The following is a 22,079-nucleotide window of genomic DNA, read 5'->3' as shown; positions in this document are numbered from 1 at the left end:
ACAGTTTCTCAGCCCGTCGCCGATCGGTCGAGAGTGCCATTCCCATCACTAGGGGTTGATCCCCGCCACGATCAGGTGGCCGCCCGCAGCGGGGCCGCGCCGAACGACACCGAGAACCGCTTGCACCAGATCGAGACGCTGGTCAGGACGGTCAGGTCGGTGCCCGCCGGGATGTCGTACGCCTGGTCGCCCCGGTTGCCCTTCAGCCGACCCAGTTCCACCCGACGGCCGTCGTCGAAGACCCGCCAGCCGGCCACCCCCTCGCGTACCGGCTGATCGGTGAGCCAGACCCGGAGGTCCGGCCCGTTGCTGGTGTCCAGCCCGACGAGTTCCAGGCGGTGCCGCCCGTCGGCGGTCCGGACGATTCGGGCGCTGCCCGACGTGTCGTGCTCGTGGGTGACGAAGTCTCCCTGGCTCACCAGCGTCGGCCCGGGCGCGGCGGCCGGGCCGGTGGCGGCGGCGGCACCGGGGCCGGTCGCGGGGGCGCCGGCGGGACCCGGCGTGGCCGGGGTGGTGGTCGCCGCCACGGCCGACAGCGCCTCGTCGACCTCGGTGTCGGTGACCAGCTTCCAGGGCTGGAACCAGGCCAGGCCGGCGGCGGCCCCGGCGGTGACCACGGCGACCGCGACCCAGGTCAGCGGCTTGTGCAGCAGGCGGACGATCATGCGTCCAGTCTCGCCCGGACCGCGCCCGGCGGCACCGGCCGCGCCGGTTACGGAACCCTTACCGGCGCGCCTGCCGCCTGTCACCTGCCGTCCATAGCCCATCCACAGGTCGTTCATGGGCTGTTCGCATGCCCGCCCGGTTGGCTGCCCTTCGACCGATCCGCGCCGCCAGAGCGCGACCCGCGCCGCCAGACCGGAGGAATTGCGTCCATGCGTCTACGGTTCCCCCGCCGAGCCCGACCCCCGGAGCCGGCCGCCGACCGCCCGCACGAGCCGGCCGCCCGGCCCGCCGGCGATCCGGCCCCCGATGCGGGCCCACCGACCGCGGGTCCGTCGCCCGCCGGCCGAGACCAGGCGGGGCACGCGCTGCGCGCGCCGAGCAAGCTGCACGCCTTCAACCGGTACGAGATCAAGTACCTGGTGGACACCACGAAGGTGGCCGGGCTGCGGCGGGAACTGGCCGCCCGGCTGGCCCCGGACAGCTTCGCCGGCACCAGCGGGTACGGCGTGTGGAGCGTCTACTACGACACCGCCGACCTGCGGTTCTACTGGGAGAAGATCGAGGGGCTCAGGTTCCGCCGCAAGCTGCGCGTGCGCCACTACGGCGACCGGTCCACGATCGACGACGACACCACCGTCTACGTCGAGATCAAGCAGCGGGTCAACCGGGTCACCCAGAAGCGCCGCATCGCCCTGCCGTACCGGGTGGCCAGGCGGCTGCTCGACGGGCGGGCGACGATCGAGCACGACCCGTCCCAGCGCGGGTTCGTCGAGGAGGTCCTCGAACTCGTCTCCGGGCTCGACCTGCGGCCGGTGGCGATGACCGGGTACCACCGCGAGGCGTACGTCGGCCAGGATTCCGACCTCGGGCTGCGGGTCACCCTCGACCGCCGGGTCCGGGGCCGGGACCGCGACTTCCACCTCGGCGCCGACGCCGAGAACCGGCTCATCGTGCCGGCCCGGCTCGCGGTCGTCGAGGTCAAGGCCAACGAGCGGGTGCCGTACTGGCTCACCGACCTCGCCGCCCGCGCCGAACTGTCGGTCGTGCGGGTCTCCAAGTACTGCCAGAGCGTCGAGGCGTTCGGCCGCGCCCCGCGCTCGCTCTTCCATGTCCAGGACGACGACCCCGCCGCCGCGCTGGCGGCGGCCACCTTCGAGAAGTGAGGCCCGAACCCCGATGGACATCACGTTCCAGGATCTGTCCGGCACGTTCAGCGTGGGCGACATCGCCATCGCGCTGTCGCTGTCGTTCCTGCTCAGCGCCATGATCGGCTGGGTCTACCGGGCCACCCACCGCAACGTGTCCTACAGCCAGTCGTACGTGCAGACGCTGATTATCCTCGGCATGCTGATCTCGCTGATCATGCTGGTGGTGGGCTCCAACATCGCGCGGGCGTTCGCCCTGGTCGGGGCGCTGTCGGTGGTGCGGTTCCGCAACGCCATCAAGGAGACCCGGGACGTCGGGTTCATCTTCCTGGTGATGGGCGTCGGGATGGCCTGCGGCACCCGCTTCTACACCCTGGCGGTCGCCGCCGCCGTCGCGATCAGCCTGATCATCGTGGTGATGTACCGGTTCAACTGGTTCGCGCTGAACGTGCAGCGGCAGGTGGTCAAGGTCCAGGTGCCGGCCGGCGGCAACCACACCGCCGACATCCAGGACGTGCTGGTCCGCTACACCACCGAGTTCGAGCTGGTCAGCCTGGAGTCGATCCGGGCCGGCGCGCTCACCGAGCTGATGTACACCGTCCGGCTCAAGAAGGGCACCGAGCCGGGCGACCTGATCTCGGCGCTCAGCGAGCGGACCTCCGGCCAGCGGGTGACGGTGCTCACCGGCTACGACCAGACGGACCTGTGATGGCCGAGCCGCCCCGCGCCCGGTCCCCGCTGCCCCGGGCGCTGCGCCGCCGGCTGCCCGCCCGGGTCCGGCAGAACTGGAAGCTGCTCACCACCTGCGCGGCGTTCCTCGCCGTCCTCACCCTGGTGCTCGGCGCCGAGCGGATCCGCCCGTACGTGACCAGCGCCGGCGACACCTCGGCGGAGACGGTGACGGTGGACATCGCCGGCACGACCGACCTGTTCGACGCCGGCGTCGCGCACTCGATCTCGCTGACCTTCGCCGACGCCGACTACCAGCGGATGCTGGAGACCTACTGGAAGGAGGGGGAGAAGGAGTACGTCGAGGCGGACCTGACCGTCGACGGCACCGCCGTCCCCAGCGTGGGCATCCGGCTCAAGGGCAACTCGACCCTGCAGAGCCTGACCTGGAAGGGCGAGTCCAGGCCGCGCGGCGCCGGCCCGGCCGGCGGGATGCCCGGCGGCGGCGAGCGCCCCGCCGACGCCGGCCAGCGGCAGGGCGGCCGGCAGACCGGCCAGCAGGGCGGCCAAACCGGCCAAACCGGTCAGCAGGGCGGCCAGACCGGCCAGCAGCCGGGCCAGCAGCAGGCCGGCGGCGGATTCCCCGGCGGCGGGTTCCCCGGTGGTGGGATGACCCGCACCAGCCTGAAGGCCGAGGAGCCCGAGACGCTGCCCTGGCTGATCAGCTTCGACGAGTTCGTCGACGGCCGCCGCTACCAGGGGCACCGCGAGGTGGCCGTCCGCGTCTCCGGCATGGGCGGCGGCTCCACGGTGCTCAACGAGGCGCTGTCGCTGTCCCTGCTCGACAGCACCGGCGAGGCCGCCCAGCGGTATGCGTACTCGTCGTTCACGGTCAACGGCCGGCCCACCACGGCCCGGCTGCTGGTCGAGCACCCGGACGAGAACTTCGCCGACCAGATGGGCGGCACCGGCGTGCTCTACAAGTCCCTGGCCAGCAGCAGCTTCACCGACCAGGGCGACGACCAGACCGACTACACCGACGACTTCAAGCAGATCACGATGAAGGGCAGCCAGGACCTCCAGCCCGTGATCAACCTCATCAGGTGGGTCAACTCGGCCAGCGACGAGGAGTTCGACGCGCAGCTCGCCGACCGGGTCGACGTGGCCTCGTTCGCCCGCTACGTCGCGTTGCAGAACCTGCTGCTCAACTTCGACGACATGTCCGGGCCGGGGAAGAACTACTACCTCTGGTACGACCTGGAGACGAAGAAGTTCAGCGTGATCAGTTGGGACCACAACCTGACCTTCAGCGGCAACGCCGCGCAGGGCCCGCACGACAGCGGCGGCTTCGGCATGCGGAGCGGCGGCCGGGCCCCCGGCGGGACGCAGCCCCAGGACGGCCAGCAGCCCCCGGAGGGCATGCAGCTCCCCGAGGGCATGGAGCTTCCCGAGGGGATGCAACTTCCCGAGGGCATGCAGCTACCGGAGGGCAGGCAGCCGCCGGGCGGCGGGGCCACGGAACAGGAGGGCGGCGACGCCGGGCCGGGCCGCGCCGGCGGCATGATGACCGGCCACAAGCTCAAGGAGCGGTTCCTGGCCAGCGACGCGTTCAAGGCGGTCTACGAGGACGCGTACCGCGAGCTGTTCCAGCAGGTCTACGCGAGCGGCCGGGCGACCGGGGCGCTCGACGCGATCACCGGCGTGCTGAAGACCGTCGACGGGGTCGACGCGGCGGCGGTGGACTCCGACGCCGAACGGCTGCGCACCCTCGTCCAGCAGCGCACCGAGAGCCTCCAGAACAACGAGGTGATCACCCGGGGCTGAGCCCGGGGGAGCCGGGGGAGCCGGCACGGCGGGCCCGCCGCGCCGGCTCCCCACCCGGCCGCCGGAACGGAGCCCACCCGGCCGCCGCAACGGGGAAGGTAGGGCCTGCCGGATGGCTCCCGTCCCCGCCAGCCGGCAGGCTGGGGGAATGGTGGCCGACACGGGCCGGGCGACGCCCCGGCGGACGTACCCGAAGCAGGCCCGGCACTGGGCGACCAGCCTGGCGGTCGCCGGCGTGGCCGTGGCGGCGACCACCTCGTTCGCCCAGACGGCCGGCCGGTTCCACTGGTGGGCGGGCTTCGTGCTGATCCCCGGCGCGCTGATCGGCGCGGCCGGCGGGGCGCTGCTGGCGCGCGGCGGCGGCCGGGCCTTCGCCGGGTACGTCGTCGGGTGCGTCGGCCTGCTGGTCTTCACGGTCGGGGCGCTGCTGATGACCGGCACGATGGGCGGGGGCTGGCCCGTCCTGGTCATGCTGCCCTGCCTCGCGGGCGTCGGCACCTACCTGTGGCGGCCCGCCGACCCGCTGGCGCGCGGGCTGCACCGCACGGTCGCCCTGCTCGCGCTGGCCGGCGCGGGGGTCGGCGTGGCCCTGATGCTGATCCGGCACCGCCTGGTCGATCCGGGCCAGACCCACTGGTGGGGCGGCTTCGTGCTGGCCGCCGGCCTGCTCGTCGGCGGGAACGCCGTCGAGGTGGCCCGGCACCGGATGCCGTACCGGCTCCAGGCGGTCACCCTGCTGCTCGGGCCGGCCGTGGTCGCCGCCCTGCTCGGCGTACGCATGCTGCGCGGCTGGTGACCCGCCTGTCGCGGCGCGTTGTTTGGAGGGGGCCCCTGCTATACAGAATGCGTTAACAAGGGGCCCCTCCTTACTACACCGCGCAGGCGATCACCAGTTCCGGGGTGCGGCCCGGCAGCAGGTCGAGCCGGCCGATCCGCCCCGCCGCCCGCACGTCGTCGGCCACCAGCGTCAGCCGGTCCAGCAGGTCGGCCGGGCCGAGCGCCTCGGCCAGCGGCACCTCCGCCTTCATCGACAGCTTCCGCTCCGACTTGGCGCGGCGCACCTGACCCAGCGCGTCGGACGCCAGCCGCAGCAGCCCCGCGTCGGCCGCGCCCCCGACCGCCCGGTTCACCTCGTGGGTGGTGGGCCAGGGCGCGCGGTGCACCGAACCGTAGCGCCACCACGACCACACCTCCTCGGTGACGAACGGCAGCACCGGGGCGAACAGCCGTAGCTGCACCGACAGGGCGGTGGCCAGCGCCGCCCGCGCCGAGTCCGCCCCCGGCCCGGCGCCGTAGGCGCGTTCCTTCACCAGCTCGATGTAGTCGTCGCAGAACCGCCAGAAGAACGACTCGGTCGCCTGCAACGCGGCCGTGTGGTCGTAGGCGTCGAAGGCCGACGTGGCGGTGGCGACCACGCCGGACAGCTCGGCGAGCATCGCGGTGTCCAGCGGCTGTGTCGCCGACAGCTCCAGGTCGCGGCGCGGAGTCGGACGCGCCGAGCTGGAGCTGTCGTACGGGGCGCGCAGGGCGTCCGCCGCGCCCAGCCCGAGGGCGAACCGCGACGCGTTGAGCAGCTTGGTGGCCAGCCGCCGGCCCACCCGGATCTGCGCCGGGTCGAACGCCAGGTCCATCCCCGGCCGCCCGCTGGCCGCCCAGTAGCGCACCGCGTCGGAGCCGTACTGCTCCAGCAGCGCCATCGGGGTCACCACGTTCCCCTTGGACTTGGCCATCTTCTTGCGGTCCGGGTCGAGGATCCAGCCGGACAGCACCGCGTCCCGCCAGGGCAGCACCCCGTGCTCGGCGTGGGCGCGGGCCACCGTGGCGAACAGCCAGGTGCGGATGATCTCCTGCCCCTGGGGGCGCAGGTCCATCGGGAAGACCCGCCCGAACAGGTCCGGGTCGGTCTCCCAGCCGCCCACGATCTGCGGGGTCAGCGACGACGTGGCCCAGGTGTCCAGCACGTCCGGGTCGCCGACGAAGCCGCCCGGCAGCCCGCGCAGCGACTCGTCGTAGCCGGGCGGCGGCTCGCCGGACGGGTCGACCGGCAGCGCCGACTCGTCCGGTGTGAGAGGGTGGGCGAAGTCCGGCTCGCCAGTGTCGTCGAGCCGGTACCACACCGGCACCGGCACCCCGAAGAAGCGCTGCCGGCTGACCAGCCAGTCACCGGTCAGCCCGCCCACCCAGTGCTCGTAGCGGCTGCGCATGTGCCCCGGCACCCAGCGCAGCTCCCCGCCCCGGGCCAGCAGCTCCGCGCGCAGCCCGGCGTCGCGGCCCCCGTTGCGCAGATACCACTGCCGGGTCGAGACGATCTCCAGCGGCCGGTCGCCCTTCTCGTAGAACTTCACCGGGTGCACGACCGGGCGCGGCTCGCCCACCAGGTCGCCCGCGTCGGCGAGCAGCCCCACGACGGCCCGCCGGGCCCCGGCCACGGTCTGCCCGGCCAGCGCCGCGTACGGCCCCGCCGGCACTCGGCCGGCGGCTCCGGCAGCAGCCGGCCGTCGCGGCCGATCACCACCCGCGTGTCGAGCGCGAGCTCCCGCCACCAGGTCACGTCGGTCAGGTCGCCGAACGTGCACACCATCGCGACGCCCGTGCCCTTGGCCGGGTCCGCCAGCGGGTGCGCGCGCACCGGCACCGCCACCCCGAACACGGGGGTACGCACGACCGCTCCCACCAGGTCGGCAAAGCGCTCGTCGTCGGGGTGGCAGACCAGAGCCACGCACGCCGGCAGCAGCTCCGGCCGGGTGGTGTCGATCAGCACCTCCCGCCCGCCCGGCCCGGCGAACCGCAGCCGGTGGTACGCCCCCGGCCGCTCCCGGTCCTCCAGCTCCGCCTGCGCCACGGCGGTGGCGAACCCGACGTCCCACAGCGTCGGGGCCTCCGCCTGGTACGCCTCGCCCCGGGCCAGGTTGCGCAGGAACGCCCGCTGCGAGGCGACCCGGGCCGCCCGGCCGATCGTCGTGTACGTCAGCGACCAGTCCACGCTCAGCCCCAGCCGCCGCCACAGGGCCTCGAACGCCTGCTCGTCGACGGCGGTCAGCGTCTCGCACAGCTCCACGAAGTTGCGCCGGGAGATCGGGGTCGGGTGCTTGCGGGCGGCGTCGTCCACGGGCGCGGCGGGCGGCTGCCACCGCGGGTCGTACGGCAGCGTCGGGTCGCAGCGCACCCCGTAGACGTTCTGCACCCGGCGCTCGGTGGGCAGGCCGTTGTCGTCCCAGCCCATCGGGTAGAAGACCGTCCGGCCGCGCATCCGCTGGAACCGGGCCACGGTGTCGGTGTGGGTGTAGGAGAAGACGTGGCCCATGTGCAGCTCGCCCGATACGGTCGGCGGCGGGGTGTCGATGGAGTACACGTCGGCCCGCGTCTTGGTGCGGTCGAACGCGTACGTGCCGTCGTCCTGCCAGCGGCGCGCCCAGGTGTCCTCGATCCCGTCGAGCGTGGGACGCTCGGGGACACCGGCGCGGGCCGACCTGCCCGGTTCAGTCATCGGTCGATGGTAGGCAGCGCCGAGCGCGTCGACCACGGCTTATCGCCGGCCCTGCCGCCCGGGGGACATCAGCCGAGCTGGGGCCCTGCCCGGGCGTGGCCCCGGCGCGCTCCAGCCGGGGCGGGCGCAGCTCTGGCTCGCCGTCGCGCTCACCGTCCTCGCCGTCGTGGTCGCCCGGCGTAGCCCCGCCCCTCCCCGCCTCGGTGATCAAGAGGTTTGCGTCATCGTCGAGATCAACCCTGACGCTTTCCTCTTGATCACCGAGGAAGGGGTGGGTGGGGGTGGGGGGAGTGGGGTGGGTGGGGGAGGTGGGTCAGAGTAGGGAGTTGCGCCATTGGCGGCGTAGCGCCGCGTACCGGCCGCCGGTGGCGGTCAGCCGCTCCGGCGGGCCGTCCTCCACGACCCGGCCGCCGTCGAGGACGAGCACCCGGTCGGCCGTCTCGACGGTGGAGAGCCGGTGCGCGATCACCAGCGCCGTCCGGTCCCGCAGCACGGTGGCGAGCGCCCGCTGCACCAGCCGTTCCGTGGGCACGTCGAGCGACGACGTCGCCTCGTCGAGGATCAGCACCCGGGGGTCGGCGAGGAACGCGCGGGCGAACGCCACGAGCTGCCGCTGCCCGGCGGAGAGCCGGCCGCCCCGGCGGCGGACCTCGGTGGCGTACCCGTCGGGCAGGGCGGCGATGAAGTCGTGCGCGCCGATGGCGCGGGCCGCCGCCTGCACCGTCGCGTCGTCCGCGCCCGGCCGGCCGAACCGGATGTTCTCCGCCACCGAGCCGCTGAACAGATGGTTCTCCTGGGTCACCAGCACCACCGCCCGGCGCAGCTCGGCGTCGGCCAGGTCTCGCAGGTCGACCCCGTCGAGGGCGACGGTGCCGGCGTCCGGGTCGTGGAACCGGGCCAGCAGCTTGGCGATGGTGGACTTGCCCGCCCCGGTGGCCCCGACCAGCGCGACGGTCTGCCCGGCCGGCACGGTCAGGTCCAGGCCCGACAGGATCGGGGCGCCGGCCCGGTAGCCGAAGGAGACCGACCGGAGCTCCACCGCGCCCCGCGCGTCGCCGCCGGGCAGCGGCACCGGGCGCGCCGGCTCGGCGACCGCCGGCCGCTCGTCGAGCACCCCGGCGAGCTTCTCCAGCGCCGCCGTCGCCGACTGGAGCGAGTTGTAGAACTGGCTCAGCTCCTGCATCGGCTCGAAGAAGCGGCGCAGGTAGAGCAGGAACGCGGCGAGCACCCCCACCTCCATGCCGCCGCCGAGCACCCGGGCCCCGCCGTAGCCGAGCACCACCGCCACGGTCACGTTCCCGATCACCTTGATTCCCGGCGAGTAGGTGGCGATCAGCCGGAACGCGCGCAGGCTGGCCTGCCGGTAGTCATCGTTGACGGCCGCGAAGATCCGCTGGTTGCGCGGCTCCCGCCGGTACGCCTGCACCGCCCGGATGCCGCGCAGCGACTCGACGAAGTGGACGATGACCAGCGACACGGCCTCCCTGGTCCGCCGGTACGCGGCGGCCGAGGCGCGGGCGAACCAGCGGGACAGCCAGAACAGGAACGGGAACGCCAGTAGCGTCACCGCCGCCAGTGGCAGGTCCAGCCAGAGCAGGATGCCGGCCACCGTCAGGATCGACAGCGCGGCGAGGACCAGGTTGTCGACGCCCCCGTCGAGCAGCTCGGCGATGGAGTCCAGGTCGCTGGTGAGCCGGGAGATCATCCGGCCGGACGTGTAGCGCTCGTGGAAGCCGACGGACAGCCGCAGGAAGTGGCCGTACACCCGCTGGCGCAGCTCCAGCAGGACGGCCTGGCCGATCCGGGCGGAGAGGGTGAGGAAGCCGCGCCGGGCCGCGTACTCGACGACGGTGGCGGCGGCGAACGCCCCGGCGATCGCGACCAGGGGCCCGCTGTCGCCGGCCCGCAGCGGCCCGATGGCCCGGTCGATGCCGAGCATCACCAGGTACGGCCCGGACATGGCGGCGGCGTTCTGGGCCAGCAGCAGGCCCACGGCCAGCCCCAGCCGGCCCCGGTGCGGGCGCAGCAGGTCGCGCAGCAGCGCCCGGCTGCGCACCCGCAGCCGCGCCATGGCCTCGGGGGTGGCCTCCTCGGCCCGGCTCCGGTCGGCCTCCGGGTCGGTGGCCCGCCCCCGCCACCGCTGCAGGTCCAGGTGCGTCGCCGGCTCGCGCCGGTCGGCGTCGGCGTCGACAGTGGCGGCAGCGGCGTCGGCTTCGGTAGCGCCGGCGGCGTCGGGGTCGGCGGTCGTGGTCACGAGCGCACCAACCCCCGGCCGTCCGGCCCGGCCAGCGCGGCTCCCGCCCGTGGCCCCGCGTGTGCCGGCGGGGCCGGGTCGGCGGAGAGGACCGCCCGGTACGCGGGCACCGTGGCCAGCAGCCGCGAGTGGGTGCCGACCGCCGTGATCCGCCCCCGCTCCAGCAGCGCCACCCGGTCGGCCAGCGCGACGGTCGACGGCCGGTGCACCACGAGCAGGGCGGTGGTGTCCCGCAGCACCCGCCGCAGCGCCGCCTCGACCAGCGCCTCGGTGTGCACGTCGAGGGCGGACAGCGGGTCGTCCAGCACCAGCAGCGCCGGCCGGCCGAGGACGGCCCGGGCCAGTGCCAGCCGCTGCCGCTGCCCACCGGAGAGGGTGAGCCCCTGCTCGCCGACCCGGGTGGCCAGCCCCCACGGCAGCTCGTACGCGAAGTCGGCCTGGGCCAGCGCCAGCGCCGCGCGGACCTCGTCCTCCTCGGCGTCCGGGCAGCCCAGCGTGAGGTTCTCCCACACCGACATGGAGAACAGCGTCGGCTCCTCGAAGGCCACCCCGACCAGCCGGCGCAGCGAGGCCAGCCGCAGGTCGCGCACGTCGTGACCGTCGAGGGTGATCCGGCCGGCGGTCACGTCGTGCAGCCGGGGCACCAGCGAGAGCAGGGTGCTCTTGCCGACGCCGGTCGCACCCACCAGGGCGAGCGTCTCGCCCGGCTCCACGGTCAGGTCGATGCCGCGCAGCACCGGCGCGGCCGTGCCGGGGTAGCGGAACGACACGCCCTCGAACGCGAGCCGGCCCCGGACCGCCGCCCTGTCCAGGTCGACGGCGTGCGGGGCGTCCACGATCGCCGGCTCGGTGTCCAGGACCTCCTGGATGCGGTCGGCGGCCGTCGCCGCCTCCTGGCCGTTGGCGATGATCCAGCCCAGCGACTGCACCGGCCAGACCAGCATCAGTTGCAAGCTGACGAAGGCGACCAGCTCGCCGATGGTCAGCGCGCCCCGGGCGGCGGCGACCGCCCCGGCGACCAGCACCACGCCGAGGGTCAGGTTGGGCACCAGGTCGAACAGCGCCGAGGTGCGGGCCAGCAGCCGGCTCTTGGCCACGCCGGTGTCGTGCAGCGCCCGCGCGCCGTCGGCGAACCGGGCGGCCAGCTCCGGCCCCCGGCCGTACGCCTTCATCGTGCGCAGGCCCTGCGCGGTCTCCTCGACGAGGGTGGCCACGTCGCCCTGCTGGTCCTGCATCCGCCGCGACGCCGCGTGGTAGTACCGGCCGAAGCGCCGGCTGATCAGGAACAGCGGCACGGCGCTGGCCGCCACCAGCAGCCCCAGCGCCGGGTGCAGCCGGACCAGCAGCACCACCACGGCGGCGTACGTGACCAGGTTGAGCACCAGGAACAGCAGGCCGAAGGAGAGGAACCGGCGGATCACCGACAGGTCGCTGGTGACCCGCGACAGGAGTTGGCCGGTCTGCCACCGGTCGTGGAAGCCGGCCGGCAGCCGTTGCAGGTGGGCGTAGATGTCGGCCCGGATCGTCGCCTCCATGCCCATCGAGGACGACGACTGGGCCCACCGGCGGATGAAGATCAGCAGGGCCTCGGCCAGGCCGAGCAGCAGGGCCAGCCCGCCGAGCCGGACCAGGCCGCCCGGGTCGTGCCGGGCGACCGGGCCGTCGACCACCCGCTGCACCACCAGCGGCACGGCCAGGCTCGCCCCGGTGGCCGCCAGCGCCGCCGCGAACAGCCAGCAGAACTCGACGGCGTGCGGGCGCAGGTAGCGGCGCAGCCGCCACAGGTTGCGCAGGGGGCGAGCGGCGTCGCCACGGTGGGTCGGGACGCCGTCGCTCTCCGCAGGCACCAAACGACGGTAGCGCCTAAGTGGATGATTGATGCTGTCAACTTTCGGCAGTTCCCGTTGTTCTCAACGGGTTCCGCCGTCGTTCGGGGCCTCGTGGGCGAGCAGCCAGCGCTTCACGTCGAGCCCCCAGCGGTAGCCGCCGAGGCCCCCGTCGGTGCGCAGCACGCGGTGGCACGGGACGAACAGGGCGGCGGCGTTGCGGGCGCAGGCCGCCGCCGCGGCGCGCACCGCCGCCGGCCGCCCCGCCAGCGCGGCGTACGCCGTGTAGGTGACCGGACGGCCGGGCGCGACCTCGCGCAGCACCCGCCACGCGTGGGCCTGGAACGCCCCGCCGGTGTGCTGCTGCACGGGCACCGGGTCGATGGCCGTCGGGTCGCCGTCGAGGTACGCGGCGACGGCGGCCGTCACCGGCCCGAGGTCGGCGCGCCGCCGCACCGGGCCGCGCAGCCCGGGGTGCACGAGCGGCAGCAGCGACTCCGGTTCGGCGGTGAACCCGGCCGCCCGGACCGCCCCGTCGGGGCCGGTCACGATGCTCAGCGGGCCGGCGGGGGTGTCGACGACCGCGCCGTCGAGGGTGGTGGTCATGCTGCTCTCCAGAGTCGGATCACCGCGTACGAGCGCCAGGGGCGCCAACGCCCGGCGTACGCGTCGAGGGTCGATGGGTCGTCGGGCAGGCCGAGCGCGGCGGCGCCGCGCCGGACGGCCAGGTCGGTGGTGAGGCCGACGTCCGGGTCGCCGAGGGCGCGCATGGCCACGTAGCCGGCCGTCCAGGCGCCGATCCCGGGGACCGCCAGGAGCCGCCGCGCGACCTCCTCCCGGTCCCCGCCCGGGTCGAGGTCGAGCGAGCCGTCGGCGACGGCCCGCGCGGCGGCCCGGATCGTCTCCCGCCGCGCCGCCGGCATCCGGAACGCCCCGTCGGCCAGCCCCAGCAGCTCCTCCGCGCCGGGAAAGCCCCGCAGCCCGCCGTCGACGGGGGCGGCGGCGGGCAGCAGCCGGGTGAGGGTGGTGCGGGCCGAGGCCAGGGAGACCTGCTGGGTGGCGACGGCGCGGACGAGCATCTCCAGGCCGTCGACGGCGCGGGGCAGGCGTACGCCCGGTTCCGCCGCCACCGCCGGGGCCAGCGCGGGATCGGCGGCGAGGGTGCCGTCGACGGCCGCCGGGTCGGCGTCGAGGTCGAACAGCCGGCGGCAGCGGGCCACCGCCGGGGCCAGGTCGCGCAGGTCGGCCAGCCGCAGGGTCGCCGAGACGTGCCCGTCCGCCGGGGTCAGCGCCACCTCCGCCGCGCCGTGCGGCAGCCGCAACCCCCGGTGGTACGTCCCGTCGCGCACCTCCTCCACGCCGGGCAACGCCCGCAGCGCGAGGAAGTCCAGCAGCGCCGCCGCGTGCAACGGCGGCCGGTACGCCAGCCGCAGCGTGAGCGTGCCCGCCCCGCCCGGCGTCGGCCGGCCACCCCGTGCGGTGCGCAGCTGCGACGGGGCGGCGGCGTAGACCTCGCGCACCGTGTCGTTGAACTGCCGGACGCTGCCGAACCCGGCCGCGAACGCGATCTCGGCCATGCCGAGGTCCGTGGTCTCGATCAGGATGCGGGCGGTCTGGGCGCGCTGCGCCCGGGCCAGCGCCAGGGGCCCGGCCCCCAGCTCGGCGCGGAGCATCCGGTGCAGGTGCCGCTCGGTGTAGCCGAGCCGGGTGGCCAGCCCGGGCACCCCGTCCCGGTCGACCACCCCGTCGGCGATGAGCCGCATGGCCCGGCCCACCACGTCCGCCCGGACGTCCCACTCGGGCGAGCCCGGGGCGGCGTCGGGGCGGCACCGGCGGCAGGCCCGCAGCCCGGCCGACTGGGCGGCGGCGGCCGACGGGAAGAACCGGACGTTGCGCCGCTTCGGCGTCGTCGCCGGGCAGGACGGCCGGCAGTAGATCCCGGTCGACGTCACGCCCGTGTAGAACCAGCCGTCGAACCGCTGGTCGCGGCTGTCGACGGCCCGGTAGCAACGCTCGAAGTCCAACTCCACGCCCCCGATACTGCCCGCACCCACCGGCGGTGGGCTCGCGGAATTCGGACCTGGTTGCAAGGAGGGGCACCTTGTTAACGCCTTCTGTAGAGGAAGGGCCCCCTGTTAACAACGGCGCTCCAGGTGAGCCCGCCCGCGTGCGGCGGGGCGGGCGCGCCCGGGCGGGAAAGTGTCGGTCGTGGCCGGTACCGTCCCGCCACCAACTCAAGAAGGGGTGCGGCGATGGCGAGCGTGGCCGGGCGGGAGGTCCGCTGATGCGGTCGGGGCGGGCGCGGCTCGACCGCATGGTGGTCCAGGGCTTCTACGAGCGGATGCGGGCGGTCGCCCCGGCGGCGTACGGGGCGATGGAGCGGGACCGGGCGGGCGACCCGGGGCGGGCGTTCCCGGACACGGCCTGCGGCCGGCTCGTCGCCTCGCTCGACGCCGCCGGCCTGCGCGCGCTCGGCATGTGGGCGCACCACTGGTGCATGCGGTTCTACGACGACGACACCCGGGTGGGGCTGCGCCTGGTGCGGGAGATCGCCGGTCGCACCGGGCTGGGCTGGACGGTCGACGAGGTGCGCTGGATGCTCGGCGAGTCGGAGGCGGCCGGCCCGTCGGCGGCGCACCGGTTCACGCTGCCGGGCGCGGCGGCCCGGGGCCTGCCGCCGGCGGCCCGCCGGGAGTTCGCCGCCGCCGTGCTCTCCGGGGCCGGCAGCCGCGAGTCCGGATAGCCGGCGGGCGGTGCGCCAGGCGGCGGGCGCGGCGGCGGTGGCCAGCAGGTCGGCGGTGCGGCAGGACATGGGGAGACCAATAACTAGATTGTCGCTAAGCTAATGATCACCGAGATAACAGCGCCAGTGCGGGGTACGGCACAATGCCGGGGTGACCGAGCGGGACGACGTCGACGCCATCGTCGAGCAGTGGCGGCGCGAACGCGCCGGGATGCGGCCCGAGCCGATGGCCGTCTTCGGCCGGATCCACCGCCTGGCCCGGCTGGTCGGCGACGAGCAGGAGCGGGTGTACGCGGCCTGGGGCATCAGCCGGGGCGAGTTCGACGTGCTGGCCGCGTTGCGCCGGGCCGGCGTCCCGTACACGCTCGCCCCCAAGGCCCTGGCCGCCGGGCTGATGCTCACCTCGGGCGGGATGACCGGCCGCCTCGACCGCCTGGAGCGCGCCGGCCTCGTGCGCCGCGCCCCGGATCCGGCCGACCGGCGGGGCCTCCAGGTGACCCTGACCGACACCGGCCGGCGGGTGGCCGAGGAGGCCGCCGACGCCGGGCTGGCGACCCAGCAGCGACTGCTCGACGTCCTCCCGCAGCGGGACCAGGAGCGGCTGGCGGAGCTGCTGCGCGACCTCCTCGCCGCTGCCGCCCCCGCACCCGCCCCGGACGCCGCCCGCCGTCGCCCCCGCACCCGCCCCTGACCCTGCCCCCACCAGCCGCCAGCCGCCAGCCGCTGACGCCGCAACCGACCCCACCCGCCCCGCAGCCTGCCTGACGCCGCCCCGACGCCGCGCCCCGACAGCCCGCCGAGGAGAGGACCGACCGCCGTGCCCGCCAGCGAACCGACCATCGTCGCCACCAGCATGGGCTTCCTCAGCCGCCGGCTCGGCCCGAACGACCTGCGCCCCGGGCCGGTCTTCGAGCTGGCCGCCGAGCTCGCCGAGGCCGGCTCCGAGCCGAAGCTGTGCTACCTCGGCCAGGCCGTCGGCGACCGGGACGCCTCGATCGCCGCCGTCCACGCGGCGTTCGCCGGCACCCGGTTCCGGGCGTCGCACCTGGCGTTGTTCCCGATGCCGAACGTCGACGACGTCCGGGCCCACCTGCTCGCCCAGGACGTGCTCTGGGTCGGCGGCGGCAGCGTCGCCAACCTGTGCGCGGTGTGGCGCGTGCACGGCCTCGACGAGATCCTGCACGAGTGCTGGCAGGCCGGGGTGGTGCTGGCCGGGGTCTCCGCCGGCTCGATCTGCTGGCACCTCGGCGGCGCCACCGACAGCTTCGGCCCCCGGCTGCGCGGCTTCACCGACGGACTGGGCTGGCTGCCGTACGGCAACGGGGTGCACTACGACAGCGAGGAGCAGCGGCGGCCCCTGATGCACGCGCTGGTCGCCGACGGCACGCTGCCGACGAGCCACTGCACCGACGACGGCGTCGGGCTGGTCTACCGGGGCACCCGCCTGGTCGAGGCCGTCGCCGACCGGCCGGGCGTCGCCGCGTACGAGGTCGCGCGCGCCGCCGACGGCGAGGTCCGGGAGACCCGGATCGAGCCGCGGCTGTTGGCCGGGTGAGGTGAGCCGACCGGAAGCGGCCGGTGACCCGGTGCGGCGAGCTGACCGGAGGCGACGGGGGCCGGCCGCGTAGACTGGCCGGCCGTGAGCCTCACCATCGGGATCGTCGGCCTGCCCAACGTCGGCAAGAGCACCCTGTTCAACGCGCTGACCAAGAACGACGTGCTCGCGGCGAACTACCCGTTCGCCACCATCGAGCCCAACGTCGGCGTCGTCGGGCTGCCGGACGAGCGGCTGACCAAGCTGGCCGAGATCTTCTCCTCGCAGAAGGTCCTGCCCGCGCCGGTGTCGTTCGTCGACATCGCCGGCCTGGTCCGGGGCGCGTCGAAGGGGCAGGGCCGGGGCAACGCGTTCCTGGCGAACATCCGGGACGCGTCGGCGATCTGCCAGGTGGTGCGGGCCTTCTCCGACCCCAACGTGGTGCACGTCGACGGCAAGGTGTCCCCGGCCGACGACATCGAGACGATCAACACCGAGCTGATCCTGGCCGACCTCCAGACGCTGGAGAAGGCGCTGCCCCGGCTGGAGAAGGAGGCCAAGCTCCGCAAGGACCGGGCCGCCGCCGTGGCCGCCGCCAAGCAGGCCGTCGAGGTCCTCGACGGCGGCACCACCCTGTACGCCGGCGCCGCCGCCGCCAAGATCGACCTGGAGCACCTGCGCGAGCTGCACCTGCTCACCACCAAGCCGTTCCTGTACGTCTTCAACGTCGACGAGGCCGAGCTGGCCAACGCCGAGTTCCTCGACGAGCTGCGCGCCCTGGTCGCCCCGGCCGAGGCGGTCTTCATGGACGCCAAGATCGAGTCCGAGCTGGTGGACCTGCCCGAGGAGGAGGCCCGCGAGCTGCTGGAGTCCATCGGGCAGTCCGAGCCGGGGCTCGACCAGCTCGTCCGGGTCGGCTTCCGCACGCTCGGGCTCCAGACGTACCTGACGGCCGGGCCCAAGGAGGCGCGGGCCTGGACGGTCCCGGTCGGCGCGACCGCCCCGGAGGCCGCGGGGGTCATCCACTCCGACTTCCAGCGCGGCTTCATCAAGGCCGAGGTGGTCTCCTACGACGACCTGGTCGCGGCCGGTTCGATGGCGGCGGCGAAGGCGGCGGGCAAGGTCCGCATCGAGGGCAAGGAGTACGTCATGCAGGACGGCGACGTCGTGGAGTTCCGCTTCAACGTCTGAGGCCGCCGCGCCGACGAGTTCGCCGGCCGGCGACGGTCCACCCGACTGACCACCGACGAACGGAGCACCATGGCCAAGCTGCTGTACTCGGCGACGGCGTCGCTCGACGGCTACATCGCCGGCCCCGGCGGCGACATGTCCTGGCTGACCGAGCACCTCACCGGCGAGAACCCCACGGCGGAGCGGCTGCTGGCCGACGTCGGCGCGATCCTCGCCGGCAACGGCACCTTCGGCGGCAGCGACCCCAACCGGGGCACCGACAAGGAGGGCGCGTTCGGCGGGCAGTACCACGGGCCGGTGTTCGTGCTCACCCACCGGCCGCCGGCCGAGCCGCACCCGGGGATCACGTTCGTCGGTGACCTGCCCAGCGCCGTCGCGCAGGCCAGGGAGGCCGCCGGCGACAAGTACGTCAACATCCTCGGCGCGGACGTCGCCCGGCAGTGCGTCCGCGCCGGGCTGCTCGACGAGGTCCTGATCTTCTTCGCTCCGGTGCTGCTCGGCGCCGGGGTGCGCATCTTCGACGACCCGGGCGGCCCCGCCGTGCGGCTGACGCCGGTCCCCGGCGAGACGGCCCACTGGTACCGCGTCGCGTACTGAACGTTGCCGCTGCTTGATCGACAGGTGGCCCTGGGCAGGACATGATGTCCTGATGCGAACTCGGCTCCTCTTCATCCGGCACGGCGAGTCGGTGCACAAGGTCGAGGACGTCGTGGGCGGCCCCGGTGGCTGCCGGGGACTGACCGACTCGGGCCATCAGCAGGCGCGCCGGCTTGCCGACCGGCTCCGCGACGAACTCGCCGTCGCCGGCCCGGTGGCGGTCTACTCGTCGGTGCTGCGCCGGACGGTGGAAACCGCGTGGCCCATCGCCGAGGCGCTGGGCGTCAGCCCGGTGCCCGACTGCGGGCTCTGCGCCTGGCACACCCCGCCGTACGCCGACGGGCTGCCCACCGCCCAGTTCCAGACCGAGCACGCCGTGGAGGGCGGCGGGGTGTTCCGGCCGTTCGAGGACGGCAACGAGAGCTGGGCCGAGCTGGTCGTCCGCGTCAGCCGCGCGATCATGGACATCGCGCACCGGCACTGGGGCGGCACGGCCGTGCTGGTCGGGCACACCGAGACGGTCGAGGCGTCCTTCCACGCGCTCGCCGCGCAGCCGCTGTTCCGGGCGTTCGACATGGAGGTGGCGCCGGCCTCGATCACCGAGTGGACCACCGACGGCGATCCCACCGGCTGGCCGCCGCCCCGCTGGACCCTGCGGCGCTTCAGCGACGTCTCCTGAGCCCTCGGCTGACGGTTTTCCTGCACACTGTGCGGATGACGGAACGACTGGCACCCGTGCTGCGGGTCGCGGACGCGGAGGCCACCGCCGGCTGGTACGCCCGGCTCGGCTTCCACAAGCAGTGGGAGCACCGGTTCGCGCCGGAGCTGCCGAGATACGTGAGCATCGCACGGGGCGGCATCGAGGTGCACCTGTCGGAGCACGCGGGGGACGCCCGGCCGGGCACCTCGCTCTACCTCTACGTCGACGACGTCGACGCGGTCGCGGCGGCCTGCGGCGGCGTGGAGGTCGCCGAGCGGGACTGGGGCCGCGAGTTTCAGCTCACCGACCCCGACGGCAACCGCATCCGGGTCGGCACCGTCCCCGCCTGATCCGGCCCGCGTTCTCGGACGGTTGTCGTCACCAGCTCGGATAGTCACCAGCTCGGAGTCAACCGTCCAAGGTCGGTAAACGCCGGGGTGCCCGGGCGGGCACCGGTCGTGCGACACCCGGCCCGGCTGCCCGCCGGCTAGCGAGTCCGGCTCAGGCGCTGCGCAGGGCGTCGTCGACGCCGGTCTCCCGGCGGCCGAGGTGCACGGGGTCGCGGCCGGAGAGCAGGTCCACGGCGGCCTTCACGCAGGCGCCGTACTCCCGGGTGGAGCTGACCTGCCACGTCCTGGCGTACGCGCGGGCGGTCTCGTCGCCCACCCCGCTGGCGTCGACGCCGAGCCGCCGGCACACCGCCACGGCGCGGGGCAGGTGGAAGGACTGCGTCACCACCGTGGCCCGCTCCACCCCGAAGATCCGCTTCGCGCGGGCGCACGAGTCGTACGTGTCGAAGCCCGCGTAGTCCAGCACGATCTTCTCCGCCGGCACCCCGTTGTCGAGCAGCCAGCGCCGCATCGCGGTCGGCTCGTCGTAGTCCGGGTTCATGTTGTCCCCGGAGAGCAGGACGGCGCGCACCTTCCCGGCGACGAACAGCCGCCGGGCGATCTCCAGCCGGGCGGTGAGGAACGGCGACGGCGTCCCGTCCGGGTGCACCTTCGTGCCGAGCACCAGGGCGACGGGGGCCTCCGGGACGTCCCCCTCGGCGAAGATGTGCCCCTGCGCGCCGCTGCGGATCCACGCCACGCTGGCCACGGTGCCGCCCGTCAGCAGCGCCGCCCCGACGACGCCCGCGACGACGGCGCGGCGCAGCCAGCGCCTGCGCGCGCCCCCGACCGTGCGTAGCCTGCCGATCAGGGTGGACAGTCGACGCCGCATACAGCCGAGTATTCCTGATCATCTCCATGTCGCCGACACGGCGGTATCAACCGGCCCTCGACCGGACCATGTCGCCGACATGGTGTGGATCAAGCATTGCCGGCGTTCGGGGGTGGCTGACAAGAGCAGTCGCCGACGGTACGCTATGGGCGCTCGAAATCGGAGCGTGCAATCCACCAGAGCCGTTGTGTCGAATCGCCACCAAGATGCATTTCAGGCAATGCTTGTGCGCCGGTTGCTGCGACTGTTTTACTACGCCTCCGTCCCGTGGTCGATGCGGTGTTCGTCGAGCTGCCATTGTCAAGCATCACTACGAATGGTTTCCGTCCAAGGAGAGGGTAGCGATGCATCGGCCCAGATTGTCTCGATGGCGCCTACTGTCCGCCGTGCTGCTCGGCGTCCTGCCGGTCCTTGCCGCCGTCCCGCCCGCAGCCAACGCCGGGCTCGGGGGGCTGTTGCCGGTTTCGACCCCGACCTTCCGGCACCAACTGCTGGCGAAGGCCACCCCCGACGAGTGCTTCGCCGGGGTCGGGCTGCCCTACCCGGCCGGGCCGCCGTGCGCCCAGGGGCAGGCCAAGGTCAACCAGGCGTACGTGTGGTCGCTGGCCCAGGCGAACAATCGCCTGTGGTTCGGCACCGGGGCGAATGTGAACTGCATCGTCGCCGGCACGACTCTCGCCCAGCCGACCCCCCGGCTGTACGACGACTACGTGTGCGAGTACGCGAACAGCCAGATCGTGGTGCAGAATCCGACCATGCCGACAAATGTCGGCGATCACCGGCAACCCCGGGTGTACGTCCACGATCTCGCCTCCGGCGTGCTCACCGAGAAGACGGACGTCATCAAGAACCGGTCGACCGATGACCTGAACCGGTTGAAGCGCACGCTGGGACTGCGCGCCGGCGGGACGAACCAGGGGGTCGTCTTCCTCGCCGGGCCGGCCCTCGGCGCGACGGTCAACATGTTCGCGTTCGACACCGTCACCGGCGACTACCTCGGCTCGGCCAACTTCACGAAGTACGGCAACATCCGCCACTTCCTGGTGGCCGACGGCGTCCTCTACGCGGGCGTGGGGGTGGGCGCCAACGGCAAGGACGGCGGATACCTGCTGCGCTGGGCCGGCGACCGCGCCAACCCGTTCAACTTCGTCGAGGTCGGCCAGCTGCCCGCCCAGATCGCCGACCTGACGGAGCACGACGGCCGGATCTTCGTCAGCACCTGGTCGGCGTGGAGCGGCGGCGGCTCGCTGGCGGGCGGCCCGGCGGGCGGATCGGGTGGAAACCCGCCCCACACCGGCCTCGACCCGCTGCTCGAACGCCTCGGCATCCGGCAGATCCAGGACGTCGACCCCACCATCGCCGGGGTGTGGATGAGCCCGCCGCTGAAGAACGGCGCGCCCGGCCTCACCACGGACGACGCCGCCGGGTGGGAGCAGGTCTGGAGCGTCCAGCAGTACGAGCCGGACCCGCTGATCGCCACCACGTACGGGCTCGGCGCCCTGGTCTCCTACGGCGGCTACCTCTACTGGGGCACGATGCACGTGCCGATGAAGTCGACGAGCGTGATCGCCGCCATGTACCCGCCGGCCGACGAGTACGCGGCCCGGGACACGCTGGAGAACACCCAGCGGGCGGTCAGCGTCTTCCGGGGGCGGGGGTTCGGCCCGCTCCTCGGGGGGGTCGACCTGGTCGAGGACGTGGACCTGCTCTACGGCGAGCCGCAACTGCCGGTCTACAACGCGCAGGCGAACGCCGGCGCGGGCGGCTGGGAGAACATGTCCACCGGCTACAGCGCGCAGTTCGGGCGCATGGGCTTCGGCAACATCTACACGAACTACACCTGGACCATGGCCGTCACCGACGGCCGGCTCTTCGTCGGCACGATGGACTGGAGCTACCTCGCCAAGGACCTGCTGCCCGAGACGGCGGCGCAGATGGGCTTCAGCGGCGCGGTCGAGGGGCTGAGCGACGGGCTGGACCCGATCACGATCGACCCGGAGCTCTACGGCGGCGACCTGTTCATGTTCGACTCGAACCTGCGGCCCGCCACGGCGGTGGACACGAAGGGGATGGGCAATCCCCTCAACTACGGCTTCCGCACCATGATCACCGACGGGAAGACCCTCTACCTCGGCATGGGCAACCCGATGAACCTGCGTACGGACCCGACCGACGACATCCCGGAAGGCGGCTGGGAACTGATCAAGCTGACCTGGAGCTGA

Annotated in this window: 18 protein-coding genes and 1 pseudogene; 12 read left to right on the top strand and 7 right to left on the bottom strand. The window is 73.9% G+C overall.

The annotated features are described in order from the left end of the window. Nucleotides 1-71: 71 nt before the first annotated feature. Complete coding sequence (locus tag ACFYWL_RS00605; RefSeq protein WP_386965453.1) at nucleotides 72-665, bottom strand: DM13 domain-containing protein; 594 nt, start codon at nucleotides 663-665, stop codon at nucleotides 72-74. Nucleotides 666-875: 210 nt separating this feature from the next. Between ACFYWL_RS00605 and ACFYWL_RS00600 the strand changes: the two genes are divergently transcribed. The 4 genes from ACFYWL_RS00600 (at nucleotide 876) to ACFYWL_RS00585 (ending at nucleotide 5,100) form a co-directional block, all read left to right on the top strand. Continuing rightward, nucleotides 876-1,829, top strand: coding sequence for a VTC domain-containing protein (locus tag ACFYWL_RS00600; RefSeq protein ID WP_386965451.1), 954 nt, complete (start codon nucleotides 876-878; stop codon nucleotides 1,827-1,829). A gap of 13 nt (nucleotides 1,830-1,842) precedes the next feature. Further along, nucleotides 1,843-2,520, top strand: coding sequence for a DUF4956 domain-containing protein (locus ACFYWL_RS00595; RefSeq protein WP_386965448.1), 678 nt, complete (start codon nucleotides 1,843-1,845; stop codon nucleotides 2,518-2,520). Further along, a complete protein-coding gene (locus ACFYWL_RS00590) occupies nucleotides 2,520-4,304 on the top strand; it encodes a CotH kinase family protein (protein WP_386965445.1) in 1,785 nt (594 codons plus the stop codon). Before ACFYWL_RS00595 ends, ACFYWL_RS00590 begins: the two co-directional genes overlap by 1 nt. Nucleotides 4,305-4,452: 148 nt before the next feature. After that, the gene (locus tag ACFYWL_RS00585) at nucleotides 4,453-5,100 is read left to right on the top strand and encodes a hypothetical protein (RefSeq protein WP_386965443.1); all 648 of its coding nucleotides are present in this window, start codon (nucleotides 4,453-4,455) and stop codon (nucleotides 5,098-5,100) included. Nucleotides 5,101-5,173: 73 nt separating this feature from the next. On the opposite strand, the pseudogene valS reads toward ACFYWL_RS00585, so the two are convergent. The 5 genes and pseudogenes from valS to ACFYWL_RS00560 all read right to left on the bottom strand — a co-directional run bounded on the left by valS (nucleotide 5,174) and on the right by ACFYWL_RS00560 (nucleotide 13,901). Beyond that, nucleotides 5,174-7,791 (bottom strand): annotated as a pseudogene (gene valS / locus ACFYWL_RS00580) (valine--tRNA ligase). A 313-nt stretch (nucleotides 7,792-8,104) separates the two neighbouring features. Continuing rightward, nucleotides 8,105-9,943, bottom strand: a complete 1,839-nt coding sequence (locus tag ACFYWL_RS00575; protein ID WP_386966666.1) for an ABC transporter ATP-binding protein — start codon at nucleotides 9,941-9,943, stop codon at nucleotides 8,105-8,107. Nucleotides 9,944-10,041: 98 nt separating this feature from the next. Then, nucleotides 10,042-11,892 (bottom strand): ABC transporter ATP-binding protein, encoded by a 1,851-nt coding sequence (locus ACFYWL_RS00570; RefSeq protein ID WP_386965440.1) that lies wholly within the window; start codon nucleotides 11,890-11,892, stop codon nucleotides 10,042-10,044. Between the two features lie 63 nt (nucleotides 11,893-11,955). Continuing rightward, a complete protein-coding gene (locus ACFYWL_RS00565; RefSeq protein WP_386965438.1) occupies nucleotides 11,956-12,477 on the bottom strand; it encodes a methylated-DNA--[protein]-cysteine S-methyltransferase in 522 nt (173 codons plus the stop codon). After that, nucleotides 12,474-13,901 carry an AlkA N-terminal domain-containing protein gene (locus tag ACFYWL_RS00560; protein ID WP_386965435.1) on the bottom strand — a complete coding sequence of 476 codons (1,428 nt, stop codon included), beginning with the start codon at nucleotides 13,899-13,901 and terminating at the stop codon, nucleotides 12,474-12,476. The genes ACFYWL_RS00565 and ACFYWL_RS00560 overlap by 4 nt, the downstream gene beginning before the upstream one ends. A 254-nt stretch (nucleotides 13,902-14,155) precedes the next feature. Here ACFYWL_RS00560 and ACFYWL_RS00555 point away from each other — a divergent pair, with 254 nt between their 5' ends. From ACFYWL_RS00555 to ACFYWL_RS00525, 7 genes are all read left to right on the top strand, one after another. After that, nucleotides 14,156-14,614, top strand: a complete 459-nt coding sequence (locus ACFYWL_RS00555) for a hypothetical protein (RefSeq protein WP_386965432.1) — start codon at nucleotides 14,156-14,158, stop codon at nucleotides 14,612-14,614. A gap of 151 nt (nucleotides 14,615-14,765) precedes the next feature. Beyond that, nucleotides 14,766-15,305 (top strand): MarR family winged helix-turn-helix transcriptional regulator, encoded by a 540-nt coding sequence (locus tag ACFYWL_RS00550; RefSeq protein WP_386965430.1) that lies wholly within the window; start codon nucleotides 14,766-14,768, stop codon nucleotides 15,303-15,305. 126 nt (nucleotides 15,306-15,431) lie between these two features. After that, nucleotides 15,432-16,169 carry a Type 1 glutamine amidotransferase-like domain-containing protein gene (locus ACFYWL_RS00545; RefSeq protein WP_386965427.1) on the top strand — a complete coding sequence of 246 codons (738 nt, stop codon included), beginning with the start codon at nucleotides 15,432-15,434 and terminating at the stop codon, nucleotides 16,167-16,169. 84 nt (nucleotides 16,170-16,253) lie between these two features. Further along, a complete protein-coding gene (gene ychF / locus ACFYWL_RS00540; protein WP_386965424.1) occupies nucleotides 16,254-17,339 on the top strand; it encodes a redox-regulated ATPase YchF in 1,086 nt (361 codons plus the stop codon). Between the two features lie 69 nt (nucleotides 17,340-17,408). Next, entirely contained in the window at nucleotides 17,409-17,936 is a 528-nt protein-coding gene (locus ACFYWL_RS00535; RefSeq protein WP_386965421.1) for a dihydrofolate reductase family protein, read from the top strand. A 52-nt stretch (nucleotides 17,937-17,988) separates the two neighbouring features. Continuing rightward, the gene (locus tag ACFYWL_RS00530; protein WP_386965418.1) at nucleotides 17,989-18,615 is read left to right on the top strand and encodes a histidine phosphatase family protein; all 627 of its coding nucleotides are present in this window, start codon (nucleotides 17,989-17,991) and stop codon (nucleotides 18,613-18,615) included. Nucleotides 18,616-18,650: 35 nt separating this feature from the next. Then, nucleotides 18,651-18,986 (top strand): glyoxalase superfamily protein, encoded by a 336-nt coding sequence (locus ACFYWL_RS00525; protein WP_386965415.1) that lies wholly within the window; start codon nucleotides 18,651-18,653, stop codon nucleotides 18,984-18,986. A gap of 151 nt (nucleotides 18,987-19,137) precedes the next feature. On the opposite strand, the gene ACFYWL_RS00520 is transcribed toward ACFYWL_RS00525, so the two are convergent. Further along, a complete protein-coding gene (locus ACFYWL_RS00520; protein ID WP_386965412.1) occupies nucleotides 19,138-19,857 on the bottom strand; it encodes a vancomycin high temperature exclusion protein in 720 nt (239 codons plus the stop codon). A 386-nt stretch (nucleotides 19,858-20,243) separates the two neighbouring features. Between ACFYWL_RS00520 and ACFYWL_RS00515 the strand changes: the two genes are divergently transcribed. Next, entirely contained in the window at nucleotides 20,244-22,079 is a 1,836-nt protein-coding gene (locus tag ACFYWL_RS00515; protein ID WP_386965410.1) for a hypothetical protein, read from the top strand.

The organism is Micromonospora sp. NPDC002575, assembly GCF_042889525.1.
In the GTDB taxonomy this organism is placed as follows: Bacteria; Actinomycetota; Actinomycetes; order Mycobacteriales; family Micromonosporaceae; genus Micromonospora; species Micromonospora carbonacea.
This window is presented reverse-complemented; position numbering and strand designations above follow the sequence as displayed.